The sequence below is a fragment of the Ruegeria arenilitoris genome (assembly GCF_013030265.1).
GTDB lineage: Bacteria > Pseudomonadota > Alphaproteobacteria > Rhodobacterales > Rhodobacteraceae > Ruegeria > Ruegeria arenilitoris_E.
Window position 1 is genome coordinate 255842 of sequence record NZ_WPZQ01000008.1, and the last position, 8968, is coordinate 264809.

General features: G+C 55.3%; 6 protein-coding genes. 4 read left to right on the top strand and 2 right to left on the bottom strand.

Going from position 1 to position 8968, the window contains the following annotated elements:
* Positions 1–83 precede the first annotated feature (83 nt).
* Positions 84–1169 (bottom strand): cupin domain-containing protein, encoded by a 1086-nt coding sequence (locus GOX61_RS16105; protein WP_170335319.1) that lies wholly within the window; start codon positions 1167–1169, stop codon positions 84–86.
* A 142-nt stretch (positions 1170–1311) separates the two neighbouring features.
* Here GOX61_RS16105 and GOX61_RS16110 point away from each other — a divergent pair, with 142 nt between their 5' ends.
* The 4 genes from GOX61_RS16110 (at position 1312) to GOX61_RS16125 (ending at position 7668) form a co-directional block, all read left to right on the top strand.
* On the top strand, positions 1312–3585 hold the full coding sequence (locus GOX61_RS16110; RefSeq protein ID WP_155151820.1) for an NADP-dependent malic enzyme: 2274 nt from the start codon (positions 1312–1314) through the stop codon (positions 3583–3585).
* A gap of 40 nt (positions 3586–3625) precedes the next feature.
* Entirely contained in the window at positions 3626–4015 is a 390-nt protein-coding gene (locus GOX61_RS16115; RefSeq protein WP_170335321.1) for a GFA family protein, read from the top strand.
* A 231-nt stretch (positions 4016–4246) separates the two neighbouring features.
* Positions 4247–6136 (top strand): propionate-CoA ligase PrpE, encoded by a 1890-nt coding sequence (prpE, locus tag GOX61_RS16120; RefSeq protein ID WP_170335323.1) that lies wholly within the window; start codon positions 4247–4249, stop codon positions 6134–6136.
* 92 nt (positions 6137–6228) lie between these two features.
* The gene (locus GOX61_RS16125) at positions 6229–7668 is read left to right on the top strand and encodes an amidase family protein (protein WP_170335325.1); all 1440 of its coding nucleotides are present in this window, start codon (positions 6229–6231) and stop codon (positions 7666–7668) included.
* Between the two features lie 282 nt (positions 7669–7950).
* Here the strand turns inward: GOX61_RS16125 and GOX61_RS16130 are convergent, their stop codons facing one another.
* Positions 7951–8712, bottom strand: a complete 762-nt coding sequence (locus tag GOX61_RS16130) for an NAD kinase (protein ID WP_155151829.1) — start codon at positions 8710–8712, stop codon at positions 7951–7953.
* Between the last annotated feature and the right edge of the window lie 256 nt (positions 8713–8968).

Consider the following 8968-nt stretch of genomic DNA (forward strand, 5'->3'; position numbering starts at 1 on the left):
ATCTGGTCAGAAGTTCATACCCTAAATGAAAGCACCCGGGGATTTGAAGCCCCCGGGTGCCGTTTTACGCAGCGGTTTTCAGCCTAATCCAGCATCGTGTTGAATGTTCCCGGCAATGTAACCTCAAGCAATTCGATGTCATCGGTCGGATCAGACAGCCGGGTTCGCATTCCCGGTGGAATGACAAAGGCATCCCCCTGCTCAAGCCGATAGGGATCACGACTTTCCCCCTCAAGCGTCACTTCGCCATTCATGACGAAGGTAAAGTGGATATCTGTGTCATGGCTGGCCCAAACCGGATCACCCTGCCCTCGCCGGACCACCTGAACTCCGGCGACGCCCTTGGTATTCTCGGCAATCGTAGTGTCCCGGCAGATGTAACCCGGCAATCGGAACGGAACCCATTCGGCGTCTTTTGCCTGATTATAGACGAACCGTTGCCCGTCCCATTCCCGATCAGGCCGGAAATGCGGTGTTGGCAATTCCATTTCATGATCGATCTCGGTCACGTGTTCAGCCGGTACGCCGATCTCGATTACCTGAACATTATCCGATGCCTCCAGCACGCGGTGCCGGATTTCGGGCGGCTGGATAAAGCAATCTCCAGCAGTCAACCGCATCTTCTGGCCCTGATCCTCGTAGACCACATCCACCCAACCGTGAATGCAGAAGATCAGCTGAAATCCGACTTTGTGAAAATGAACCATGTCTGGGACCGGCCCACCATCCGGAATGCGGATGTGGCTGGCGATGATGGACCCGCCAAGCCGGTCCGGCACCAGATCCCGATAGTGCATTCCTGCACGTCCGATAATCCAGGGGGCCTGATCCTTTAGGCGCCTGACCACATAGGAATGAACTGTTTCAGGCATGACCAGTGGTGGGTTTCGCTCTTCAATCTCGATTCGTGTCCCGTTCGGGGCAACAAGACTGCGCTTTCCATCAGCAAAGCCATCCGGGTTTTCGGTCAGGATACGCAAGGTGCCCGGTCCTTCAGGGGCATCCTTCTCAATCCTTAGTCGCAAGCCATGACCGGAAAAGACCGCAGTACTGGGATCATCAGCCGGATAAATCATGTCCATCCGCATTCCCAACACCTTGGTGTAAAACGGAATGTCATCTCGTAATTCTTTGGTTGGAATGCGGAATTCGGCTATGGTGTCGGTCATGCTATTCTCCTCTGCGGCGACAGTGTATGCGGGCAGTTGTTTTTGCAAGACACTGCCTGAAAACATGCGGTTTCAATTCAATGTTTCCCCCGCTTCAGAAATAGTTTAGCACTAAACTAAATTTTGAACGGGAAGGTTTGCAATGTCCGATACACCCAGTCTGCGCCAGGCGGCACTTGAATATCACGCGCATCCGAAACCCGGTAAGCTGGAAATCAAAGCCACCAAACCGATGGCAAACGGACGTGATCTGGCCCGCGCCTATTCACCCGGTGTGGCCGAGGCCAGTCTGGAAATCAAAAGCGATCCTTCCAACGCCGAACTCTATACGTCGCGCGGCAATCTGGTGGCTGTGGTTTCGAACGGAACCGCCGTCCTTGGCCTTGGCAATATCGGTGCGCTGGCATCAAAGCCAGTAATGGAAGGCAAGGCCGTTCTGTTCAAAAAGTTTGCGGGCATCGACTGCTTTGATATCGAGGTGAACCAACCCGATCCTGAAAAGCTGGCGGATATCGTCTGCGCGCTGGAACCCACATTTGGCGCCATCAATCTCGAAGACATCAAGGCACCAGACTGCTTTACCGTAGAGAAACTGTGTCGCGAACGGATGAATATTCCTGTTTTCCACGACGATCAGCATGGCACCGCCATTGTGGTCGGGGCAGCAGCTAAAAACGCCCTGCACGTTGCAGGAAAAAGCTTTGAGGATATCAAAGTTGTTTCAACTGGTGGCGGCGCAGCCGGGATCGCATGTCTGAACATGCTGGTAAAGCTTGGTGTGAAACGTGAGAACATCTGGCTCTGCGATATTCACGGGCTTGTATATGAAGGCCGTGCCGAGGACATGAACCCTCACAAAGATCAATTCGCGCAAAAGTCCGATCTGCGCACACTGGATGACGTAGTCGGCGGCGCTGATCTGTTTCTGGGTCTTTCAGGCCCAAACGTACTGAAGCCCGAAATGGTTGAGAAGATGGCCGATCGGCCGATTATCTTTGCGCTGGCCAACCCGACCCCGGAAATCCTGCCACAAGCTGCACGAGAGGTCGCCCCGAATGCGATTATCGCAACGGGACGCAGTGACTTCCCTAACCAGGTCAACAATGTCCTTTGCTTTCCTTTCATCTTTCGGGGCGCGCTGGATGTCGGTGCAACCGAGATCAATGACGAGATGCAAATCGCTTGCGTCGACGGCATCGCCGAGATGGCTCGCGCGACAACCAGCGCCGAGGCAGCTGCAGCGTACAAAGGTGAACAGCTCACCTTTGGCCCGGACTATCTGATCCCAAAGCCGTTTGATCCACGCCTGGTTGGCGTCGTTTCTTCAGCTGTCGCAAAGGCAGCGATGGACAGCGGTGTGGCCAAACGACCGATTACTGACCTCGAGGCCTATAAAGAACGCCTTAATCAAACGGTGTTTAAATCAGCCCTGCTGATGCGCCCGGTTTTCGAAGCGGCCGCTGTCGCCTCGCGCCGGATCGTATTTGCCGAAGGCGAAGACGAGCGCGTCCTTCGGGCTGCACAGGCCATACTCGAAGAGACCACGGAAACGCCTATTCTAATTGGCCGGCCCGAGGTCATCGAAGCACGCTGCGAAAAGCTGGGGCTGGTGGTTCGGCCCGGACAAGATTTTCAGATCGTCAACCCGCACAATGACCCGCGATACTACGACTACTGGAACTCGTACCACAAGCTGATGGAGCGCCGTGGTGTGACCCCTGATTTGGCCAAGGCGATCATGCGCACGAACAACACCGCCATTGCTGCGATCATGGTCCATAGGGGTGAAGCCGACAGCATGATTTGCGGTACCTTTGGAGAATATCGCTGGCATCTGAACTACGTCGAACAGGTGCTGGACGATGGTGATCTGCGTCCACATGGGGCGTTGTCGCTGATGATCCTTGAAGATGGCCCTCTGTTCATTGCCGACACCCACGTTCGACAACTTCCCACGCCCGAAGAGCTGGCTGAGATTACCCTTGGCGCGGCTCGTCATGTGCGCCGCTTTGGCCTCGAGCCCAAGATAGCCTTCTGCTCACAATCGCAATTTGGCAACCAAGCCGAGGGGTCGGGCAAGCGCCTACGTGAAGCGATCTCAATTCTGGACAGCAAACCTCGCGATTTCATGTATGAGGGCGAGATGAATCTGGATGTCGCTTTGGACCCGGAGCTGCGGGAACGTATTTTTCCAAATTCTCGCCTGAAGGGCCCGGCAAACGTCCTGATCTTTGCCCATGCGGACGCAGCAAGCGGCGTTCGCAACATCCTTAAGATGAAAGCAGACGGCATCGAGGTTGGTCCGATCCTGATGGGTATGGGTAACAAGGCACATATCGTAACCCCTTCAATCACTGCGCGCGGCCTTTTGAACATGGCAGCAATTGCAGGAACGCCAGTCGCACACTACGGTTAAACTCGGCGGCGACAGGCGTGGCCGCCCTAGGGGAGGTCACATGAAGGGACATTGTCACTGCAAGGCCGTTCGCTGGGAAAGCGAGGCCGAGATCGCATGGAGTTGCTATTGCCATTGCGCTGATTGTCGGCGCAATTGTGCTTCGCCCGTGACTGCCTTTTTTGGCTTGCCGCATGAAGCCGTCAAATGGTCGGGGAATGCCCCCCACATTTATCGATCTTCGGATGATGTCGAACGTTTGTTTTGTGGCGCCTGTGGCACCCAAATGGCCTATCGCAATGCACGTGATAAGGTGAACATACACCTTTACACTGCAACGTTGGACGATCCTGATACACTGCCACCACGCTTTCATGTGTTTCACTCGGATCACCTGCATTGGCTGAACATCCAGGACACGCTGCCACGTTATTCTAAATCGGCTGAGTGAACCGAATCTCGTTCAAAGGGGTATTTGCACCTTATGTTATTCAAATTTGCAAAATGTTAGGAAGATTGCCTCAGATTCCTGCTAACCATGGTGTTTTGCAAAAATTTGCAACCCCAATTTCCTAATTCTGCAAATATTTCGCGATAAACTGACGCGTCGTCATTCGAGTTGCTTGCCCGATGTCGATTGGATGCCTAACACGATGCGCAGAGAATTTGGGAGGAGAGAGCCATGGCGTTTCAGGACGTATATGAGAGCTGGAAAAGCGACCCTGAGGCATTCTGGATGGAGGCTGCCAAGGGTATCGACTGGATCGAAAAGCCGTCCAAAGCCCTGTTCGATGAAAACGCACCGCTCTACGAATGGTTCTGCGACGCCAAAGTGAACACCTGCTGGAATGCAGTCGACCGTCACGTCGAAAACGGACGCGGCGAACAGACGGCAATTATTTACGACAGCCCCATCACCCATACCAAGCGCGAAATTTCGTATGTTGAACTGCGAAATCGCGTTGCCACGCTCGCCGGTGCTTTGCGCGCCAAGGGGATCGGGAAAGGTGATCGGGTCATCATTTACATGCCGATGATCCCCGAGGCGCTTGAGGCGATGCTCGCCTGTGCCCGTCTGGGCGCTGTGCATTCGGTGGTGTTTGGCGGCTTTGCCAGCAACGAATTGGCAGTTCGGATAGATGACGCAAAACCCAAGGCGATCATTGCCGCCTCGTGCGGGATGGAGCCCGGACGTGTGGTTCACTACAAACCCCTGCTCGACGGGGCCATCGATATGGCCAGCCACAAGCCCGATTTCTGTGTAATCTTCCAGCGCGAACAGGAAGTCGCGCAATTGATCGAAGGGCGTGACGTGAACTGGCACGGCTTTCAGTACGGTGTCGAGCCTGCCGAATGCGTTCCCGTATCAGGCGATGACCCGGCCTATATCCTCTATACCTCCGGCACGACCGGTGCCCCCAAAGGCGTTGTTCGCCCCACGGCGGGCCACCTCGTTGCGTTGAACTGGTCAATGAAGAACATCTACAACGTCGATCCGGGTGATGTGTTCTGGGCCGCATCAGATGTTGGCTGGGTCGTTGGCCATTCCTACATTTGCTACGCCCCTTTGATCCACGGCAACACAACCATTGTGTTCGAAGGCAAGCCCGTGGGCACGCCGGATGCCGGCACGTTCTGGCGTGTGATTTCCGAACATAAGGTCAAAAGCTTCTTCACAGCACCCACGGCTATCCGAGCCGTAAAGCGCGAAGACCCCAAAGGAGAATTGCTGTCAAAGTATGATCTCTCTCAGTTGAAAGCGTTGTTTCTGGCAGGTGAACGCGCGGACCCGGACACCATCGTATGGGCACAGGATGCACTGAAAGTCCCGATCATCGACCATTGGTGGCAGACCGAAACCGGCTGGACGATTGCTGGAAACCCGCTGGGGATCGAAGAATTGCCAATCAAGCTCGGCTCACCAGCAAAGCCGATGCCCGGTTACGATGTGCAAATCCTTGACGAAGGTGGTCACCCGATGAAGCCGGGCGAGTTGGGTGCAATTGCGATAAAGCTGCCACTGCCCCCCGGGACATTGCCGACACTTTGGAATGCAGAGGATCGTTTCAAGAAATCATATCTGGAGCATTTTCCGGGATACTACGAAACCGGTGATGCTGGCATGATTGATGAAGATGGGTATCTCTACATCATGGCGCGTACCGATGATGTCATCAACGTCGCGGGTCACCGCCTGTCGACCGGCGCCATGGAGGAGGTTCTGGCCGCCCATCCAGACGTCGCCGAATGTGCGGTGATCGGAGTTTCGGATCAGCTCAAAGGGCAGATGCCAGTTGGTTTCCTCTGCCTGAACGCCGGATCTGATCGGGATCACCCGGATGTCGTACAGGACGTCGTTAAAATGGTTCGGGACAAGATTGGGCCTGTCGCAGCATTCAAGCTGGCTGTTGTTGTTGATCGACTGCCCAAGACACGTTCGGGCAAGATTCTGCGGGGAACTATGGTTTCGATCGCAGACGGCAAGGATTACAAGATGCCTGCTACAATCGACGATCCAGCCATTCTGGATGAGATTTCGGTTGCTCTGAAATCCATCGGGTACGCCCAGTAATCGAACTCGGGGCGGTTACCAGCCGCCCCAGTTGCGCAGCGGGGTTGCAACGCCCCGCAGACCTCCTACTGTGCCCCTAAACTGGAGGGCACATGGAACAGAGTGACATCTGGCGTCTCAGCGCCACGGAACTGACCGCGTTGACGCGAAACGGTGATCTGAGCGCTGAGGAGACAGTTCAAAGCTCGCTCGACCGCATGCACGAAGTCAATCCAGCCCTCAACGCAGTGGTCGAGGATTTGGGGGCCGAAGCTTTGGAGCGTGCGCGTGCCCTGGACAACTCCAGAGCGCAAGGCGAGCCTACGGGTCCGCTTCACGGCGTGCCCGTGACCATCAAAATCAACGTCGATCAAAGAGGTCACGCCACTACCAACGGTGTTATTGCGCTTAAGGATGTGATCGCACCGGACGATGCTCCGATCGTCGCCAATCTGCAAAACGCAGGGGCCATTGTGATCGGGCGCACGAACACGCCAGAATTCTCGTTTCGCGCCGACACCGACAATCCGCTTCACGGCCGTACGTACAACCCCTGGGGAGATCACATATCACCCGGCGGTTCGTCTGGTGGTGCAGGTGCCGCCGTGATGGCGGGGATCGGAGCGCTTGCTCATGGAAACGACATTGGCGGCAGCCTGCGATTTCCGGCCGCCGCGAACGGCGCCGTTACCGTCAAACCCGGACTGGGCCGTGTCCCGGCCTGGAATCCGAGCCAGAAAGCTGAACGCGGATTGCTTGCACAATCCATGTCTGTGCAGGGGCTGATCACACGTTCCGCAGCCGACCTGCATTTGTCTATGCCTAGCCTCATTACTGCTGACCCACGCGACCCGTTTCATGTGCCCATGCCTTGGCGAGGTGAGGCAGTGAAGGAGCCGATCAAGGTTGCATTCACCAAAAACACATTCGGGTATGCCCTGCATCCCGAAGTCGAAAAAGCGTTGGACACGGCGCGCGAGGCGTTGGTTGATGCGGGCTATCACGTCGAGGAAATTGACCCACCCGATGTATTCGAGTGCGGCCGCAACGGGTATCGCGCGTTGATGGGTGAAGTCCTGACCATGATGAAGGGTGATATCGAAGCTGCCGGATCGCAAACGATCCGCGATGTCTTTGACGTCTACTTTCAGGAGTTCCCACCCATTCTGGAAACTGACCTGCTGCGGATGATGGCGCAACGAAGCTACTATGCTCGTGAGTGGTCATTGTTCCTGCAGGACTACCCTTTGGTATTGTCCCCCTTCCTGCCGCAGCCTTTCTTTAGACCGGACAGAGATACCGAGGGGGCAGAAGGTGTGCATGAAGTGCTCGGATGCGCAGTCTACTCCTACGCAATGAACTTCCTTGGGCTGCCTGCAGCATGCGTTCCATCACGCTTGGCGGATTTGCCCCTGGGGCAGCAGCCCATAAACGTCCAAATCGCAGCTCAACGCTGGCGCGAGGACCTGGCTGTCGATGCCGCTTTGGTGATCGAAGAACGCATAGGCCAGATGGCACCGGCGCTTTGGAACAAAATGGACAAGACTGAGTAAACCGCCAATCCTGATCTGCAGACAAAGACGCTAAACAAAATTGACCCCGGGTTTTTTGTACCCGGGGTCCGCATAATAAAATATGCCCAGATTAGATAACGAGCGTAGCACCACCCACCCTCGCCAGCACGAAAACTGCGCAATCATCCGAAAACGCCGTTTGGTGGCCACTCACTCCCACCTTGGCGTGTTCTCCGGGCAAGATCACGGTAACTCATTGTTAAGCCTGCGCATGTGAACCAGTTCACATAACCAATGCAATTTCCCGCATTTCTGAGAAAATTATGTGAATTGTTCTGATATTAGGCGTTCTTCAAGCCCATGCCCCGGGTCAAACAGTATTCGATGCTGAACCGAAGAATCCGAGCGAATCTCAACCCAGTCGATATCGGGAAATGATATCGAATCGGCATCTGCCATGACCGGGCGTTTGTCAGCCTCAAGTACATCAAAGCGCACTTGCGCTATTTTGGGCAGCAAAGCACCGCGCCAGCGTCTGGGGCGAAATGCGGCAATGGCCGTCAATGCCAGAACGTCTGAACCGATCGGCAGAATCGGTCCATGCGCAGAATAGTTGTAGGCCGTTGAGCCCGCTGGGGTGGACAGCAGCGCACCGTCACAAACCAACTCGGCCAGCCGTACGCGGCCATCGACACTGATCTTCAAACGTGCAGCTTGCGGACCTGCTCGCAGTAGCGAAACCTCGTTGATCGCAAGCGCTTGGTGCGTTTTTCCGGATTGATCCATGGCTGTCATGGCCAGCGGATTGATAACTTCTTCCTCAGCAGCGTTCAGTCGCTCGATCAGATCGGCTTGCCCATACTCGTTCATCAGAAAGCCGATGGTTCCGCGGTTCATGCCGTAGACGGGTATATTCAGATGCTGCGTATTGTGCAGCGTGTGCAGCATGAAGCCATCACCACCCAGTGCCACGATGACATCTGCGTCCCTTGGTGCCGCATTACCATACAGCGCCACCAAGCTTTCCCGCGCGGATTGGGCCACTTCGACTTCGCTGGCGAGGAAGGCGATTCTCTTAGTCATGTTTTGCGTTTCCGGTGCTGCGCATTTGGTTCCGAAACAAACATACCTTTCCCCGATAGGCCAGACTTGACGCCGCAGCGGGCCAATTCGTCGCTTTACAGCCTTTCTCGGATGTGCCGTTTCCGATAGGAAATCCGCAAGAATCTTACCCAGCCATGTGGAGCGCCCATGAACGCCAATCTTCGTGACACCGGATTTTTCACCCAGTCCTTGTCTGACCGTGATCCTGAGCTTTTTGGCTCGATCACGTCCGAGC